The following is a 17,107-nucleotide window of genomic DNA, read 5'->3' on the forward strand; positions in this document are numbered from 1 at the left end:
GCCCCATGACCCGTCAAAAACGCCTCGATTTGTCTTTGGGCGACCCGCTGCTGCCGTTGCGCGGGGTGGCGGCGTATGCGTTTCGCATGGCTTCGCGGGATTTGAACAATTATTACAACATGATCCCCAGCTATAGCGGCCCCGGCTCTGTGCGGGATGTACTACATCCGGTGCGCGATTATTTCAGCGCGCGGGGTTTCCATGACAAGGGCTGGTCCGGCCTGACCACCGAAGAAATTTTGCCCACGGGTGGCGGCACGACGGAAGCGTTCGATCTGGCCCTGCGGATGTTGCATGCGGATGTGGCGGAACGGAACGGTCAGGGCGCGGTGATTAAACCCGCCATCCTGATGCCCGTGCCCACCTATGGCATGTTTATGGATGCGGCCAAGGCGGCGGGGTTCCATGTGGTCAAGGTGGAGCGCGATCTGGCCGCGGGCGGTGTGTTAAACCGTGACACGTTGATTGCTGCGGTGAATGACGCGCACAAGGCCGGATACCGCATCATCGCCTATTACGATTGCAACCCGCATAATCCGACGGGGCTGATCCGGGGCAAAGCGGAAACAGAACATCTGGCGGAAATTTTTGAGGCCATCAACGCCCATTACGCGCAGCAGGATTTGAACGCCCTGTCGCTCAACACCCGCTCCCGTCTGTGGGATCATGCGGGCACGCGCGTGACCATTATCGACGATATGGTTTATGACGGGCTGGAAATGGGGGATGAAAAACCCTTTGGTTTCGCGCAATTGCCGCACATGTATCGCGACACCATCACATTGTTTGGCCCGTCCAAGGCGGGTCTGGTGGGGCTGCGGGCCGGGGTGGCCATTGGCCCCCGCGACAAAATCCGCGCCATGATGGGCATTACCCGCCACGCCGGATATTTCCCGCCGACCCCGGTGCTGCACGCGCTGGCGGCCTATTACAACGACGATGAAAAATTTGCTGCACAGCGCAGCCATCATCTGGCCCGCCTGAACGCGCAGCATCGCCAGAACACTCTTTTGATGAAAGCGTTGGTCAACGGCATGGACACAATGCCTGAGGCCAGCGATGCCGACCGCGCAAAAATGCTGCGCATCGTGATGAAGGAAACCGGTATGGACCGCGCCGCATCACGCGACCTGCTGACCCGTGGGATCAAGGGTGTGCGGATTATCACAACGCCGCAGGCCGGGTTCTTCCATTTGCTGGATTGTTCGCCCCTGCGCGACCGTCAATATTCCAATGAATTCGTGCCCTACCGCGCCTTTATGGGCACGGCCACGGCCCAGACGGAAGAGGCTATCGACCATGTTCTGGCGGCTGGGCAAAACCTGCAATTTGCCTATGGCAGCTGGGCCGGGCTGCCCACCCATTCCATGATTGTCCGCCTCACCTGCGCCATGCCGCACCGGGATATTCTGGAGACGGCGCGGCGATTGGCGGCGGGGGTCAAGGATTTCAAGCGTGCCCCGCGCGTCGCTGCCATTCCCTCTCCCTCCGGGAGAGGGTTAGGGTGAGGGAACAGGCCTTCGCAAAGAGGCGCAGGCGCGTGCGTTAGAGCGCGATAGCCCCTCACCCCATCCCTCTCCCGGAGGGAGAGGGTGTGTTGTTTTGTTATGGGAATCTGTGGCCCCCATTGCCGCTTTTTTTCAATCCTATAGACTCATCACCGAAATCTTGAATGGAGATTCGATGATGACAGCTCTGCGCGCAATGACCCCCCCGAATGTAACCGACCACGATCTGGCCCCGTATCTGTATGCCGATGAAACCGTGCGCGTGAATACGCTGCTGGTCGATCTGGCGTGGAAGGCGGAACGGGCGGAGCGTGTGGGCAAGGCAGCTTCTGATCTGGTCACACGCGTGCGCGGGGCGAGACGCAAGGCGGGTGAGCTGGAAGCGTTTATGCAGGAATATCGCCTGACCACGGATGAGGGGCTGGCGCTGATGGGCTTGGCGGAGGCCTTGCTGCGCGTGCCGGATGCAAAAACGGCGGACGCACTGATCCGCGATAAAATCACCGCCGCCGACTGGGCCCCCGAAGGGGCGGTCAATGACTGGATGGTCAAGGCCACGGGGCTGGGTCTGAGTGTGACCAAAGCCACGCTGGAAAGCGTCGTGGCGAAACTGGGTGAACCCGTCATCCGCACCGCGATGGGGCAAGCCATTCGCATCATGGGGCACCAATTCGTTCTGGGCCGCACGATTGATGAAGGCATGAAAAACGCGCAGGCCTATGAAGCCAAGGGCTACCGCATGTCCTATGACATGCTGGGTGAGGGCGCGCGCACCATGGCCGATGCCGAACGCTATTTTAATTCTTACGTGTCCGCGCTGAATGTCATTGCCGCCAATGGCAAAACGGTCAATGGCGTGATGCCGGGCATTTCGGTGAAATTGTCGGCCCTGCATCCGCGCTATCGCTATTCTCAGGCGGATCATTGCATCCCGGCCCTGACCGATAAATTGATGGATCTGGCCCGCGTCGCGGCGGCGAAGGATGTCGCCCTGACCGTGGATGCGGAGGAAGTCGAGCGTCTGGAAATTTCCTTGGATATCATTGGGGCTGTCGCTGCCGATCCGTCTTTGAAACACTGGGACGGGCTGGGGCTGGCGGTGCAGGCCTATTCCAAACGCACCTATCCGTTGATCGACCGTCTGGCCGCCATGGCGCGGGCGGAAAAACGCCGTCTGTCCGTCCGGTTGGTGAAGGGGGCGTATTGGGACACCGAAATTAAACGCGCGCAGGTGATGGGTCTGCGCGATTACCCGGTCTTTACGCGCAAATGCAATACGGATTTATCGTATCTGGCGTGCGCACAAAAATTGATCCAAAACCGCGATGTGTTTTACCCTATGCTGGCCACGCACAATGCGCACACGGTGGCGGCGGTGCTGGACATGGTGCGCGAAAATGGTGGCGCGGCGGCGGGCCCGTTTGAATTCCAACGTCTGCACGGTATGGGTGAAGCGCTCTATGACATCGTGCTGGATGATGCGAAACAGAGCGAAAACATCCGGGTCAGCATGTATGCCCCCGTGGGCACGCATGAAGATTTGCTGCCCTATCTGGTGCGGCGTTTGTTGGAAAACGGGGCGAACAGTTCCTTTGTGAACAAGTTGCTTGATCCCAAAGTGCCAGTGGAAGATGCGGTGGAAGACCCGATTGCTGATGTAAAACGCAATGAAACACGTCGTCACCCGCGCATTCCGTTGCCGGCCGATCTGTATGGTATGGGCCGTAAAAATTCCGCCGGGATGGATTTAACCGATCCGGATGTGGTTGGGCCGCTGATCCCGGCGATGAAGGCGGCCGTGGATGATGTGGAATGGGTGGCGGCCCCGCTGATCGGGGGCAAGCTCTACCGCGATGGGGCGATGATCCCGGTGACCAATCCGGCGCACCGTGACCATGTTGTCGGGCACGCGGTTTATGCCGGTGCCGACCATGTTAAACGCGCCTTTGAAACGGCCCGGAATGGTTTTGCGGTCTGGTCCGCAACCCCCACCCGCGACCGGGCTGCGTGTCTGGATCGTCTGGCCGATCTGATGCAGGATTATGCGATCCCGTTGATGGGCTTGTGCGTGCGTGAGGCGGGCAAGACCATGGATGACGCCGTGGCCGAACTGCGCGAAGCGATTGATTTCTGCCGCTATTACGCCATGCGCGGGCGCATTGATTTTGTTGATCACGGCCATGTCATGCCGGGCCCGACGGGGGAAAACAACGTGCTGAACCTGCATGGGCGCGGCACGTTCGTGTGTATTTCCCCGTGGAACTTCCCGCTGGCCATTTTCATGGGGCAGGTCTCTGCCGCCCTGATGGCCGGGAATGCCGTGATTGCCAAGCCCGCCGAACAAACGCCGTTGATTGCGTCGCTGGCCGCAAAACTGATCCACATGGCGGGTGTGCCGCATGATGCGTTTACCCTGCTGCCCGGTGATGGGCATGTGGGCGCGGCCTTGGTGGCGCACCCGGATGTGGCCGGTGTGGCCTTCACCGGATCGACCGAAGTGGCTCGCATCATCAACCGGACCTTGGCGGCCAAGGATGGCCCGATTGTGCCGTTGATCGCCGAAACGGGCGGCCAGAACGCGATGATTGTTGATTCATCCGCTCTGCCGGAACAGGTGGTGGATGATGCGATGATCAGCGCCTTTGGCTCCGCCGGGCAACGCTGTTCCGCTTTGCGTGTCCTGTGTTTGCAGGATGATGTGGCGGATAAAATCATCACGATGCTGCGCGGTGCGATGGAACAAATCCGCATCGGCGACCCGATGGATATTCGTACCGATATCGGTCCGGTGATTGATGATGAAGCGCGCCAGATTCTGGTGAAGCATCGCGCAGCGATTGAGGGGTTTGGAAAAATCGTGGCGTCCGCCCCGTTGCCGATGGGCGCGGAAAAACAGGGCACGTTCTTTGCCCCTGTTGCCTGTGAAATCAAATCGATCAGTGATTTGAAACGGGAAGTGTTCGGTCCGGTCCTGCATATCATCCGGTACAAGGCGTCTGAGCGGGATGCGATTTTGAAGGCGGTCAACGATACGGGCTATGGCCTGACATTCGGGATACACAGCCGTATTCAATCCACGATCCATGATTTGGCCGACGGGGCCCATGCGGGCAACGTTTATGTGAACCGGACCATGATTGGGGCGGTCGTTGGGGTGCAACCCTTTGGTGGACATGGACTTTCCGGCACGGGGCCAAAGGCGGGCGGGCCGTATTATTTGCCGCGTTTTGCAACGGAAAAGGTCATTTCGGTCAATACAACGGCCAGCGGCGGCAATGCCAGCCTGGTCAGTCTGGATGATTAACCTCTTAAACCCTAATCCTGATTTACAATAGGGATATGAACAAACCACACCCGACCTTGCAGTCTTTGACCAAAATCACCCCGCCCAGCAAGCGGGTGGACCGTGGCGTGCGTCTGCAAAATTTCAAGGCGGGCAGCGTGCTGTTCAAAGCGGGTGAGCCGCGGGACAATGCCTATCTGATCGAGGGCGGAACTGTCGATATTCTGGGTCCCGGGCCGGAGGGGCCACAAAGCGTTCTGGCGCGGTTGAGCCCGGGGGACGTGTTTGGTGAAATGGCGCTGATCGATGGTGGATTGCGCAGTGCCGCCGCCGTCGTCACCAGTGATGCGGTTTTGTTCGTCATTCCGCGCGGCGCGCTCAGGAACCGCGTGTTGGAAATGGATCCAATTTTATCGCTGATGGTGGCGCTGCTGGTGGAACGGTATCGCACCGTCCGCGTCAATCTGCCAGAATCGATCCGGCAGGATCAATTGTCCGCCGTGGCGCAGGCGATGGACCGGGCCACGCATTATGATATGCCCGAAGATGCGGCCCGCCTGTCCGAACTCTGGCGTCGGCGTGACAACGCGATCAAGGAATTAAAGCTGGAGCAGGAACTGCGCCGCGGTATTGAAAAGGGGGAATTTGTCCCTGCTTTGCAGCCCATCGTGTCCTTGCCCAGCCGCCGGCTGGTGGGGTTTGAAACGCTGGTGCGTTGGAACCATCCGGAGCGGGGCATGGTCTTCCCCGATGAATTTATCCCGGTGGCCGAACGCACCAATCTGGTGCAGTTTATCGACCATATGATGCTGCAAAAGGCCTGTGAATTGATGCCGGATCTGCTGTCTGACATGGGCGGCGATGACGTTCCTTTGTTTATCAGCGCCAACCTGTCCGGGATCAATTTTGAAAATCTGGATATTATCCAATCGGTGCGGGAAACATTGGTCCATAGTGGCGTCGACCCGCACCGGATCAAACTGGAAATCACGGAAAGCGCGCTGATTGATGACCCCGAAAAAACCGAACAGGTGCTCAGGGGGCTACGCGCGCTGGGCGTGACCATCGCGCTGGATGATTTCGGGACGGGGTATTCCTCGCTCGGCTATCTGCACCGCTTCCCGATTGATTCGATCAAAGTGGATCGGTCTTTCGTCAGCCAGATGCACGATGCCCCGCGCAGCATTGATATTATCCGCGCCATTGTCGGTCTGGCCCATAACTTCAAAATGGATGTGGTGGCCGAAGGTCTGGAAACCGAACAGGATGTCCAGATGATCAACGCCCTGGGGTGTGAGATGGCACAGGGGTATTTCTTTGCCAAACCCCTGATGCCCGCACAGGCGCGCGAATTTGCGCAAGGGTTCGCGGTGCGTAAGCCAATCTGATCCGCCTTGCGAATAATTCTCAATTATCCTTCTCAATCAATGCGTTCTTGATCTGTGGCGATCCGTTGTTATCATGCTATCTGATTAAAAATACCAGTCAGGAGATGATCCGTTGAAACGCCTTGCCGATTTGAAAGAAGACGAAGTCCTCGCGCTGGCCGTGTCCAGCGAAGAAGAAGACTCGCAAATCTACAAGCACATCGCCAACCGCCTGCGTGCGGAATTTCCGTCCACAGCGCAGATGTTCGATGAAATGGCGGCGGAGGAGCAGGATCATAAAAACATGCTCCTGACGCTGTTTAAGAAGCGTTTCGGCGATCAATTGCCTTATATCACGCGTCAGGACGTGCGCGGGTTTTTGAAACGCCGCCCGGTCTGGTTGATGGACAATCTGCCCGTCGATGCCATGCGCCGTCAGGCCGAGATCATGGAGATCGAAGCCTCCAACTTCTATGCCAAAGCGGCGGAGCAGGCGAAGGATGTCGAGGTCCGTAAATTGCTGGGCGATCTGGCCCTGATCGAAAAAGGCCACGAAGCCCGCGCCGCCGACCTGGAAGAAAAAAACCTGCCCGCCGATATCAAGCATGAAGAGGCGCAAACCGCGCACCGCATGTTCGTGCTGCAGGTGGTGCAACCCGGTCTGGCGGGCCTGATTGATGGGTCGATCTCAACGCTGGCGCCGATTTTTGCGGCGGCTTTTGCCACGCATGATTCGCACAGCGCCTTTGTCGTCGGTCTGGCGGCATCACTGGGGGCGGGGATCAGCATGGGGATTACCGAAGCCATGTCCGATGATGGTGAAATCACCGGACGCGGCAGTCCGTGGCTGCGCGGTGGCGTGTGCGGGTTGATGACGGCGGTGGGTGGTCTGGGGCACACGCTGCCCTATCTGATCCACGATTTCTGGACGGCCACGTTTATTGCTGCGGTCGTGGTCGTGGTCGAATTGTGGGCGATTTCGTGGATTCGCTGGAAATACATGGACACACCATTCCACTCTGCCTCCGTCCAGGTGGTGCTGGGCGGGGCGCTGGTCCTGCTGACCGGTATTTTGATCGGCAGTTCGTAAGGCGTCCGCTGGCAGCCCAAGAGAGCCTCACCTCTTTATTCCCCCTCCCAGAGGGAGGGGCTTTTTTGAGGTCGGAGCTTACGACTTCCTGCAGTAAAGCAAGGCCAGATAAGGCGGCATGTTGTTGTGCGCCGTGGCTGCGCCCGTGCTTTCCATCAGCGTGGTACCGCTGGCGCCCAGCGTCGATAAATCGGTTGGCCGTGCCACGGCTCCGACGGTGCTGAGGCTCAGCGTCACGGTTTCTGCTCCACCGGTATTCCCGCGGTTATAGGTTGCCCCGTCAGCCCCGACAATCATGCGACCATTGGCGTTGGCAAAGGGCACCCATCCATCCGGACATGCGCTCAAATCAAACGCCATCACGGCCCCGTCCGGAATGCCGATGCCCAACGCCGTTGTGGCGCGGATGCGGATAAAATCGTCATACAGGTTGGCGTTGTTGCCCGTGCTGCGGATTGTTGTGCTGACGAATGTTGCATCATCATCGCAGTTTTCTGTCTCGCGCGTTCCGGCGGTACAGGCAAAGCGTCCGGTGCCTGATGCGCTGTAGGCCCCGGCGTTATTTTCGCCGTGGCTGTTGATGATGTAATGGGCCGTGCCGGCGGCGGGGAAGGTCACAACCGGGTTGCCGGCGGCGTCATTGACGAAAATGGCCCCTTCATCGCGGTTATAGGTGGTGGGGTGGGCCAGGGATTCCGTGATGGCATAGGTAAAGCGCCCGCCCCACGCATCCCGCACAAAATCATCCGGCAAATTGAGCGTGCGTACCGGCACCGCCCCGATGCGGACCAATCGCCCGCCGCGTCCACCGCCCGCAGCAATCGTTTCATCGGCGGCGGGCGCAACCGTGTTGCATCCGTTTTCGGAAATTTCGACGCCGAAATTGGCGGTGTCGGGCGCAGCATTGAGGCGCGCGGGGCAGGGGTAGCGGCCATTCAGGCTGAGGAAGAGCTGCAGGGCCTCGTCAATCTGGTCCAGCCGCTCCTGTGTCGTGTTGATCTCGGTTTTTTTCAGATAGCTCAGCAACATGGTCGATGCGGTGGCCAGCAAAATGCCGCCGATCAGCATGACAATCGCCACTTCCACCAGTGTAAAACCGCGTTCGCGGATGTTCGGGTGGTGCGCCATCGTAATCTCCCCCGGTCCTCTCAAGACCAAATTTATGAATAAAAACCAGAAGTTACGCATTTAGATCAATTTTTACGCAAGTTTAATCAAAAGTATATATGATTGTTGGTTGAGAGGGCGTTAATGGGGGATACGGTCATGCAGGGTCATGAAAACCGGTCTGCGTGCAAATCTGATAATCGGGCCCATTGGACATCACAGGCGGGGTTCTCCCTGTTGGCGATGGCCTTTTTAATGATCATTCTGGGCGGCGTCGTCGCCGTCGGCGGGGCCTTGTATCAGGTCTGGTCCGCACAGAAGGGATCATCAACCACCCAGGCGCGCATGGAGTATATTCAGGATGCGCTGGCCAGTTTTGCGGCCCATCATGGGCGTTATCCGTGCCCGGCCCGTTTGACGGACCCGTTTGATACCGCCAATTTCGGCGTCGAAATTTCCGATAATTGCGCCACTGATCTGACCGCTCCGGCGGGCACAACCCGCGTGGCCAGCGAAGACGCGACCAAGGGCTTTATCCGTATCGGGGCGGTGCCGGTGCGCACCCTGAACATTCCCGATGAATATATCGCCGATGGCTATAACCGCCGTCTGGTCTATGCCGTGACAGAGGCCTACACCGAAGACGGTGCCCCGTTGGCCGAAGACCGGGGGGCCATCCGCATCGAAGATGCAGCAGGCAACAGCGCCACATCCAAACCCAACAACATCGTGCAGGTGGTTTACAGCATGGGGTGGGACGATAACGGGGCCTATACCGATAACGGGGCCATCGTGGCGGCCTGTGATGCGGGCAAGAAGTCCGGCATTAACTGCGATATCGACAGCAATGCCGTGTTTATGAACACCATGGAAAAATCATCCAACCCGGCCGATCCGTTCGTATCGCGCGTGGCCTATCGCCCCAGCAAGACCGTTGTGGCGTGTGAGGACAAGGGCCTGAAAATCCCGCGCGACACCGCGTTCCTGATTGATACCAGCGGCAGTATGGCCAGCAAGGCCAACGGGTGCCCGCCGGAGGTTGGCAAGAACTGTACCCGGATGGATGTGGCCCACTGGGCCATGCGGCGCGTGATGCCGGCGCGGCTTTATTCCAACACGCTGAGCAAAAGCCCCGGTGATACCATTATGACCGGGTTTACCAATAAACAATGGCTCAAGGACGTGAATCCGGTTTTGAGTTCAACATGGAAAGACCGGATTTTCGACAAGGCCCCAACCGACGGGTCCGTCTATGTCCCGCCCAAGGACGATGAAATGATGGCCGATCTGGAGGGGGATTTGGCCAAAATGTGCCCGTCGGGCGGAACGCCGCTGGGCTCGCACATGATGGGGCTGGCGGATCAGATCAAGGCGCACAAGCCGGAAGGCTATGTCGACAACCCGGATTTTCCGGACAAAATCACCATCATTTCCGATGGGGAAAATAATGGCGGCGAAGATCCCATGTCCCTGCTGGCCACATTGAAAGCCAAGCATCCGAACATTCAGGTCGATGTGATCGACGTGGTGGGGAACCCCAGCCTGCAAAAAATCTCGCAGGAAACTGGCGGGGCCTATTACCGGTCGAACAATCCGGATGAATTGCTGGACGCGCTGTATAAATCTGCCGGGATTTGCAAACCCTATACCCCGGCCACGGTGGTGGATAAGCTATATTGTAAATAAGCGGGCCGCGGATGCGGACCGGATCGGCTTATTTCTTCCGTTTTGCGGCAAAGAAATCCTTGAGAATCTGGCCGCATTCATCCGCCATGATGCCGCCTGCGACCGCTGGGCGGTGATGGCAGGTGGGTTGGGTGAAAAACTGGCCGCCGTGATCAATCCCGCCGCCCTTGGGGTCTGGCGCGCCATAAACCACGCGGCGGATGCGGGCAAAGCTGATCGCCGCCGCACACATGGCGCAGGGTTCCAGCGTCACATACAAATCACAGGCGGGAATGCGCTGGGCCCCCGCATTTTTGCACCCATCCCGAATGACCATAATTTCGGCATGGGCTGTGGGGTCGGCCCGTTCAATCGTGGCGTTGCCGCCCCGGGCGACAATGTCACCCGTTTCCACATCGACCAGCACTGCGCCAATCGGAACCTCGTCCCGGGTGCCAGCGGCGTGTGCTTCGGCCAGCGCGGCCTGCATGTAATGATCGTCGGTTTTCATCACCATGGCAGGGTGTTTACCACAAAGGCGCGGCGGCACAAAGGACGCAGCGCGGTCGCTTCCCCTTGCTCCCTCTCCCATGGGGAGAGGGGTGGGGTGAGGGGGTACAGGGTGGATGAAGGGGAGCATATATTCTGGCTTTATTCCCCTCCCCCTAGCCCCCTCCCTCTGGGAGGGGGAACTCTTCGAGTTTCTTTATGCCGCTGTACCTTTGTGGTACATAAGGCCGGAACAATCAAAAGACCGCCAAAGAGAACACCAGCATGAACGACACAGAAAACAGTGAATCCGGCGGCGAACGCATCGCCAAGGTCATGGCCCGGGCGGGGCTGTGCTCCCGGCGCGAGGCGGAAAGCTGGATCGCGGCGGGCCGCGTCCGGGTGAATGGCAAGACGCTGGAGTCCCCGGCCTGTCTCGTCGGGCCGGATGACCAGGTCTTTGTCGATAACAAGCCCCTGCCGACGGCGCAGGTCACCCGCCTGTTCCTGTATCATAAGCCCGCCGGGCTTGTGACCTCGGCCCGGGATGAACTGGGCCGCCCCACCGTGTTTGACATGTTGCCCGCCGCCATGCCGCGGGTGGTCAGTGTCGGGCGGCTGGATTTAACGACCGAAGGGCTGTTGCTGCTGACCAATGACGGGGGCTTGTCCCGCCATCTGGAATTGCCGGCCACCGGGTGGAAACGCCGGTATCGTGTACGTGTGTACGGGACCGTGAATGAAAAGAAACTGGCCGGGTTAAAGGACGGCATTACGGTCGATGGCGTGCGGTATGGCGCGATCGAGGCCACGCTGGAAGAAGCACAGACCAAAGCCAATAGCTGGTTGTCCGTCACCCTGACCGAGGGCAAAAATCGCGAAATTCGCCGGGTGATGGAGGCACTGGATTTGCAGGTGACGCGCCTGATCCGGGTGTCCTATGGCCCGTTCCGTCTGGGCAAGCTGAACGAAGGCGCGGTGGAGGAAGTCCCTTTGGCCGCCCTGCGCGAGCTGATCCCGACATACTTTAATCCCGGGGCTGCGCAGACGGATACGGACATTGATGGTGTTGATACTGCCCCGCGTACAGCCCGCACGCATACGGGCGCGGCCCCGGCCAAGAACGCCACCAGCCGCAAAGGCTGGGCCAAGGCCAAGCCGGACACCAAGGTCAAGCCGCGGAAAAACCGTAAACCGTCTGGGTCCGGGGGAAAGCCCACGGGTAATCGTACGGGTAAACGCTGATGGGTGTACGAATCACCGGCGGGGAATTTCGTGGGCGCGTACTTCAGGCGCCAACGGGTACACATGTACGCCCAACGGGGGACCGGAACCGGCAGGCGATTTTCAATATGTTGAATGCCCCGCGCTGGCTGGATGACCTGATGCCGGGGACGGATTTTGATCTGGATGGAGCCGTCGTGCTGGATGGTTTTGCCGGAACCGGGGCGCTGGGGGTTGAGGCCCTGTCCCGCGGGGCAGCGTACGCCGTGTTTTTTGAGAAGGATCGCGCTGTTGCGGGGCTGTGCCGTAACAATCTGGAATCATTGAAAATTACCGATCGTACGTCGCTGTATGTCCGGGATTCGACCAAGCCGGGCGCGCGTCCGGCGGACGTCCCGCCGGCGACGCTGGTCTTCCTCGACCCGCCGTATCGGCAGGGTCTGGTGCCTAGGGCGTTGGGCCCGCTGGTTGCGGGTGGGTGGATGGCCCCAGGGGCGATAGCAGTCCTTGAGACTGAAAATACGGCGCCAGCCGATGAACTGGTGCAATCGGTGTCAGGTGTACGTATTTTGGATGAGCGGGCGTATGGTCTGACCCTGTTTCGCTTTGTTCAATATTGTGGCTGAAACCATGGCCGGCCTTGAAGTTGAACGCGCTGAACAGCGTGGTCAGCGAACGGGCGAGCGTAATGCTGGGGCGGACATCCTGCCGTTTCATGGCTTTTTCAATCGCACGCGTTCCGTACACATACCCCGGATCTGACATTTTGCTGGCGGATTCGGCGGTGTAGCGGTCCACAATGCACCCGCGTTTGTGCCAGGCAAAGGCCACCTTGAGCGGACGGGCGGTGGCCCCATCCTTGTCGGAATCCCCGACCATCACGGCCCGGTTCGTTGGGCACGAAAAATCCTTCAGAATTTGCTGTAAATGTTTCGGGCTGGGCTTCGCCAGACGTTTGCCCGTCACCGGATGCGGTCCCCACAGCGTCATATTCCGCTTAATCGCCTGAACGAAGGCCGGATCAATCTGGCTGAGCAGGCGATTGTCGGATTCGATGCTGGGTTGGCAGTAAAAATGGTCAAACAGCGCCGGAATTTCCATGAAATCGGCAATTTGGCCGCTTTTTTGTGCATTTTGGGCCAAAAACCACAGGCGCAGGATCAGCGATGTGGCTTCGGTGTCGGAATAAATCACCTGTTGTGCACCGCTGTTGCGGACACCGCGCAATGTTTCGACCGCTTCCGGATAGAAGGTGGTTAATTCCTTTTGTTCTTTCATCCAACGGTCGCGGATGGCCCATTGTGTCGCTTTCAGCTGCGTTTCTTCAACCGGATTGGCGGCCTTGGGCAGCATGTTTTGTGCGCCCATCCATTGCAGGGCCCCGGTGTAATCGTAAAAACGGAACTGGCTGGGGGTCTTGCGGAAGGCCTGCTGGACATGGGCCGGGTTCAAACCGTACAGCGCGGATGTGCGGGCCATGGCCCGGCTGGTGGATTGCGCCCACGTCTTGATCGTATCGGTCAGCGTGTTGTCCAGATCCCAGACGACCAGATGTTTTTCCGGGCGGCTGGCTTTTGCGTTACGCGGTTTCGACATAGAGCATAAACCCTGCTGTTATTTTCTATAATAACTCGACAGGGATATATGTATCAGCCCAGCATGCCAGTGTAAAGCAAAACCAGCAGGAACAGGCCCAGACCGACGCGGTACCAGACAAAAACCATGAAGCTGGAACGGGTTAGCCATTTCATCAGGACATGCATGGCCCCCAACGCGGCCAGGCAAGACACGACGACCCCCGCCGCAATATCCAGCCACAACCCGTTGCTGGGCGGGTTTTCAACCATGCCCAACGCGGCCAGAAACCCGGCCCCGGCAATGGCAATGCTGCCCAACAGGAAGGAGAAGCGCGCGGCTTCAACCCGGCTCAGGCCCAAAAACCGCCCGGCGGTCATGGTGATGCCCGACCGGCTGGTCCCGGGCAACAGGGCCAGACATTGGGCCAGCCCGATAATCATCACATCCTTGAGAGTCAGGTCCGCCCCCGTGCGGGTGGCGGGGCATTTCAGGTCGGCCACGCCCAGAAGGATCCCGAAAATCACCAGCCCCCACGCCGCCAGCGGCAAGGACCGCGCCCAGGCCGGTTCATAAATATGCAGGATCAGGCCGATAATCACGACCGGAACGGTTCCAGCCATCAGGAACAGACAGAGTTTGGACCGTTGCGTCAGCCCGTTTTTATGCACGGACAGCAAGTCGAATCCGCCCAGCACCACCTGCCAGATATCCTTGCGGAAATAGAGCAGAATGGCCAGCAAACTGCCGACATGGACCGCAATATCCAGTGTCAGCGTTTCACCCCAGTAATCGGGTTGCCCCGGTCCCTCATGCAGCAAAGCATGGGTCAGGATCAAATGCCCGGATGACGAAATCGGCAAAAATTCGCTGATCCCTTGGACGATGGCCAGGATGATAATATGATAGAGTGGCATGATGAAGCGGAGCTTTCCGTGATGCGGTCAGGTTTGTGATTCAAAACAATAAACGGATTTTTACCCATGGTCTATGTCATCGGTGTGGCGGGCTTTATTGGCGGTTTTGTGCTGGGGTTGATCGCCCTGCGTTACATCCTGAAAGACCGCAGCAAAGAAGACTTGCTGCAGGATAAATCCCTGCGCCTGTACGGGGCGATCACATGGTTGCTGGCCGCTTTGGGCGGGGCCACGGCGATGGCGTGTTATACGCATTTCTGGGGGTAGGGATGAAGCAGGGAAGACGTTGGCTATGCGTTGTTTTTCTAGGGGCGTTGGCAGTCGTCCTCGGAATTGCCGCTTTCCAAAACAACACGTCTGACAAAAGCCTGCTCAAAATATTTGATGGGGCTTATGGTAAGAATGTTGGTTATGTGGGACGTGCTAGTGCGGAACATATCCTACAGTGTTGCGCAGAACGAGCCCTTGCCTATGCTGAGTTAGAGAAAAATGGGTTTCGAATAACAACCCGTCAATGGCTGCCAGATGAACCATATCCGGCCGGATTTAAATCGGCAGAGTACTACGACGAAACGGTCCATGGCCAGCGCGGGCCCGGTTTAGGCCGGATATTTGATGTTTTTGCGTCCTATAAAATAACGATATTCATCCGTGATGGTCGTGTGGCCAAGGTTTCTGCGCGTATTGATCGAACAATGCCTTGAACCTTGTATTTCCCCTGTTCCCTCTCCCACGGGGAGAGGGCTAGGGTGAGGGGGGGGTGGTTGGAAGGGGTGTCGTGCTTGATCGGCAAGATCAGAACCCCTCACCCGGCTCCGGCTAAGGGCTTTCGCCCTAAGCCTGCACATCCCTCTCCCCATGGGAGAGGGACACTGAATTTCAATATGAAAATACCGATTGGTATAAAATTCTTTGCGCCAGCCCTTGATCCTGTATACGCACCACCTAACTGACTGAAAGTGCGCGCAAAAGCGTGGTGCCATGGTGACGATTTGTTGAGGATTTGTTCATCCTTGATTCAGACTTTTCGTGTTACCTGAACCATCGGATCTTTCGCGTAAGAATTGTTTTTGAAACACATCACACCAACAACCACTGACACACAAAAGGAACCGTTCCACCATGTCTCGTTTTTTATCCATTCTGGCTGCGGCCGCTTTGCTGATTACGCCTGTTGCGGCCCGCGCGGCAGATGCTGTTGAAACCTACACGCTGGAAACGCCGCACACGCAAATCGTGTTCGCGGTGAACCACCTTGGTTTCTCCAACTCCATCGGGAAATTTCTGGGGTATAGCGGGACGATCCATTTCGATCGCACCGATCCGTCCAAATCCAATGTCGATGTCGTGATCAAATCGGACTCGCTGGAGATCAATGACGATGCCTGGAACAAGCATTTGAAGAATGCCGATTTCCTGGATGTCGAAAAATTCCCGGAGATTACGTTCAAAAGCACAGGGATTGCCGTGACGGGTGAAAAGACCGCTGACATCACTGGCGATCTGACCATCAAGGGCGTAACCAAGCCAGTCGTGCTGAAAACCACCTTTAACAATGCGGGTCCGCACCCGATGAACCCGGCTGAAAGTCGCGCGGGCTTCTCGGCCACGACCAGCTTTAAACGCTCGGATTTCGGCATTACCTATGGCATTCCGGCCGTGGGTGACGATGTTGAGGTGCGGATTGAGGTTGAATCGATCCTGCAGGCCAAACCGGCGACCAACGAATAATCCCTGATCCGAGACGAGAGGACCATGCACCATGCAGTGGCGTAACACATCTGAACATTATGGCGTTGTCGCCAAAAGCTTTCACTGGGTTATCGCCCTGCTGGTGATTGGTCTTCTCGGTGTTGGGTTGTATATGGAGTCGCTGGACCCCAGCCCGTTGATGTTTAAATTATCCTTCTGGCATAAATCGTTCGGGATTACCGTTCTAGCGCTGGTCGCGGCCCGTTTGGTCTGGCGGTTTATGAATACGCATCCGCACAGCCTGCCCACCCATGCCGGGTGGGAAAAAACTTTGGCCAAAATCACCCATGGTCTTCTGTATCTGGCGTTGTTTGCCATGCCGCTTTCGGGGTGGATCATGTCGTCGGCCAAGGGGTTTTCGGTCAATGTGTTCGGCTGGTTTACCCTGCCGGATCTGGTCGGGGAAAACGAACAGATCGGGTCGATCGCCCGCAGCATTCACGGCTATGCCGGATATGCGCTGATCGTCTTGATCGGGCTGCATTTCGCCGGTGCCATGAAACATCACGTCATTGACAAGGATTCAACGTTGCGCCGGATGCTGCCCATGGTGGTCGTGGCGCTGGGGGTGATGATCGCCCCTGCCTCTGCCGCGGACGCCCCGGCGTGGACGATTCAAAAAGATCAAAGCACCATTGCAATCGAAGGCACGCAAATGGGTGCGCCATTCAAGGGCGGGTTCAAGACATTCGATGGCGTCATTCACTTCGATGCCGGCAATCTGGCGGGATCCAAGGCCGATATCACCATTGATATCGCCAGTTTTGACAGCGCCAGCAAGGACCGTGACGGGTCGGTGCAGGGGGCGGAATGGTTTGATTCAAAAACCTACCCCCAGGCAAAGTTTGTCACGGATAAATTTGAGGCCGGGACCGATCCGAACAGCTTTATCGCCCATGGCCAGTTGACCATCCGTGATAAAACCGTGCCGGTGCAATTGCCCTTTACTCTGGTTGTCGATGACTCGGGTGTGGCCACGGCAGACGGCACGCTGACCATCAACCGTATTGATTATGGTGTCGGGGCCGGGCAATGGTCGAACCCCAAGGATGTGGGAACGGATGTAAAAATCACGATCCACATCGTGGCGAAAAAATAGAGATCATAAAAAACCCGGCCACTGGCCGGGT

The 17,107-nt window shown here is 57.9% G+C and carries 14 protein-coding genes and 1 pseudogene; 11 read left to right on the plus strand and 4 right to left on the minus strand.

From position 1 onward, the window contains the following. Window positions 1–5: 5 nt before the first annotated feature. The 4 genes from MICA_RS00970 (at window position 6) to mbfA (ending at window position 7,248) form a co-directional block, all read left to right on the plus strand. Complete coding sequence (locus tag MICA_RS00970; protein WP_236619932.1) at window positions 6–1,508, plus strand: pyridoxal phosphate-dependent aminotransferase; 1,503 nt, start codon at window positions 6–8, stop codon at window positions 1,506–1,508. A 178-nt stretch (window positions 1,509–1,686) separates the two neighbouring features. Then, entirely contained in the window at window positions 1,687–4,812 is a 3,126-nt protein-coding gene (putA, locus tag MICA_RS00975; RefSeq protein WP_014101778.1) for a bifunctional proline dehydrogenase/L-glutamate gamma-semialdehyde dehydrogenase PutA, read from the plus strand. Between the two features lie 35 nt (window positions 4,813–4,847). Then, entirely contained in the window at window positions 4,848–6,179 is a 1,332-nt protein-coding gene (locus MICA_RS00980) for an EAL domain-containing protein (RefSeq protein WP_014101779.1), read from the plus strand. 112 nt (window positions 6,180–6,291) lie between these two features. Then, a complete protein-coding gene (mbfA, locus tag MICA_RS00985) occupies window positions 6,292–7,248 on the plus strand; it encodes an iron exporter MbfA (RefSeq protein ID WP_014101780.1) in 957 nt (318 codons plus the stop codon). A gap of 78 nt (window positions 7,249–7,326) precedes the next feature. On the opposite strand, the gene MICA_RS00990 is transcribed toward mbfA, so the two are convergent. Further along, the gene (locus MICA_RS00990) at window positions 7,327–8,376 is read right to left on the minus strand and encodes a prepilin-type N-terminal cleavage/methylation domain-containing protein (RefSeq protein WP_014101781.1); all 1,050 of its coding nucleotides are present in this window, start codon (window positions 8,374–8,376) and stop codon (window positions 7,327–7,329) included. Window positions 8,377–8,514: 138 nt separating this feature from the next. Here MICA_RS00990 and MICA_RS00995 point away from each other — a divergent pair, with 138 nt between their 5' ends. After that, a complete protein-coding gene (locus MICA_RS00995) occupies window positions 8,515–10,041 on the plus strand; it encodes a vWA domain-containing protein (RefSeq protein WP_236619934.1) in 1,527 nt (508 codons plus the stop codon). Window positions 10,042–10,069: 28 nt separating this feature from the next. Here MICA_RS00995 and MICA_RS01000 read toward each other — a convergent pair whose 3' ends face one another. Continuing rightward, window positions 10,070–10,537 (minus strand): nucleoside deaminase, encoded by a 468-nt coding sequence (locus MICA_RS01000; RefSeq protein WP_081463052.1) that lies wholly within the window; start codon window positions 10,535–10,537, stop codon window positions 10,070–10,072. A 257-nt stretch (window positions 10,538–10,794) separates the two neighbouring features. On the opposite strand from MICA_RS01000, the gene MICA_RS01005 reads away from it, so the two are divergent. Further along, entirely contained in the window at window positions 10,795–11,754 is a 960-nt protein-coding gene (locus tag MICA_RS01005; RefSeq protein ID WP_014101785.1) for a pseudouridine synthase, read from the plus strand. After that, a pseudogene (gene rsmD, locus MICA_RS12485) lies at window positions 11,754–12,287 on the plus strand (16S rRNA (guanine(966)-N(2))-methyltransferase RsmD); the annotation flags it as partial. The gene MICA_RS01005 and the pseudogene rsmD, both read left to right, overlap by 1 nt. Here the strand turns inward: rsmD and MICA_RS12285 are convergent. Together MICA_RS12285 and MICA_RS01015 are read right to left on the minus strand one after the other, a co-directional pair. Next, a complete protein-coding gene (locus MICA_RS12285; protein WP_014101786.1) occupies window positions 12,181–13,329 on the minus strand; it encodes an HAD family hydrolase in 1,149 nt (382 codons plus the stop codon). The pseudogene rsmD and the gene MICA_RS12285 overlap by 107 nt on opposite strands. 53 nt (window positions 13,330–13,382) lie before the next feature. Further along, window positions 13,383–14,225 (minus strand): undecaprenyl-diphosphate phosphatase, encoded by an 843-nt coding sequence (locus MICA_RS01015; protein WP_014101787.1) that lies wholly within the window; start codon window positions 14,223–14,225, stop codon window positions 13,383–13,385. Between the two features lie 66 nt (window positions 14,226–14,291). Between MICA_RS01015 and MICA_RS01020 the strand changes: the two genes are divergently transcribed. The 4 genes from MICA_RS01020 (at window position 14,292) to MICA_RS01035 (ending at window position 17,076) form a co-directional block, all read left to right on the plus strand. Continuing rightward, window positions 14,292–14,492: a hypothetical protein gene (locus MICA_RS01020; RefSeq protein WP_014101788.1), complete on the plus strand. Its 201-nt coding sequence runs from the start codon at window positions 14,292–14,294 to the stop codon at window positions 14,490–14,492. Beyond that, entirely contained in the window at window positions 14,429–14,929 is a 501-nt protein-coding gene (locus MICA_RS01025; RefSeq protein ID WP_148260396.1) for a hypothetical protein, read from the plus strand. The genes MICA_RS01020 and MICA_RS01025 overlap by 64 nt, the downstream gene beginning before the upstream one ends. A gap of 418 nt (window positions 14,930–15,347) precedes the next feature. After that, on the plus strand, window positions 15,348–15,956 hold the full coding sequence (locus tag MICA_RS01030) for a YceI family protein (RefSeq protein WP_014101789.1): 609 nt from the start codon (window positions 15,348–15,350) through the stop codon (window positions 15,954–15,956). Window positions 15,957–15,987: 31 nt separating this feature from the next. Beyond that, entirely contained in the window at window positions 15,988–17,076 is a 1,089-nt protein-coding gene (locus MICA_RS01035; protein WP_014101790.1) for a cytochrome b/b6 domain-containing protein, read from the plus strand. Window positions 17,077–17,107 lie beyond the last annotated feature (31 nt).

This window comes from Micavibrio aeruginosavorus ARL-13 (genome assembly GCF_000226315.1).
Taxonomy (GTDB): Bacteria; Pseudomonadota; Alphaproteobacteria; order Micavibrionales; family Micavibrionaceae; genus Micavibrio; species Micavibrio aeruginosavorus_B.